Origin of the sequence: Sphingomonas sp. Leaf339 (genome assembly GCF_001426195.1) — a bacterium.
In the GTDB taxonomy this organism is placed as follows: Bacteria; Pseudomonadota; Alphaproteobacteria; order Sphingomonadales; family Sphingomonadaceae; genus Sphingomonas.
Genome location: NZ_LMRS01000033.1, coordinates 1 through 471, shown reverse-complemented (window position 1 = coordinate 471; position 471 = coordinate 1). Strand labels below are relative to the sequence as shown.

Sequence of the window (471 nt, the reverse complement as noted above, 5' to 3'; positions counted from 1 at the left end):
ATACGGTGGATGCCTTGGCAGTCAGAGGCGATGAAAGACGTGGTAGCCTGCGAAAAGCTTCGGGGAGTCGGCAAACAGACTTTGATCCGGAGATGTCTGAATGGGGGAACCCAGCCATCATAAGATGGTTATCTTGTACTGAATACATAGGTGCAAGAGGCGAACCAGGGGAACTGAAACATCTAAGTACCCTGAGGAAAAGAAATCAACCCTGAATGGGGGAACCCAGCCATCATAAGATGGTTATCTTGTACTGAATACATAGGTGCAAGAGGCGAACCAGGGGAACTGAAACATCTAAGTACCCTGAGGAAAAGAAATCAACATTCACCATCGTCTTGATGGAATGCTCATTTCTAAGCTTTATACAATCAGAAGCAGTTTATGGTGGAGCCAAACGGGATCGAACCGTTGACCTCCTGCGTGCAAGGCAGGCGCTCTCCCAGCTGAGCTATGGCCCCGTATTTCTAC

At 48.4% G+C, this 471-nt stretch carries 1 tRNA gene and 1 other annotated feature; the gene reads right to left on the bottom strand.

What is annotated here, in order from left to right:
• The first annotated feature begins 27 nt into the window (after positions 1 to 27).
• Positions 28 to 215, top strand: a sequence feature (23S ribosomal RNA rRNA prediction is too short).
• Positions 216 to 385: 170 nt separating this feature from the next.
• Positions 386 to 461 (bottom strand) — tRNA-Ala (locus ASG67_RS12475).
• Positions 462 to 471 lie beyond the last annotated feature (10 nt).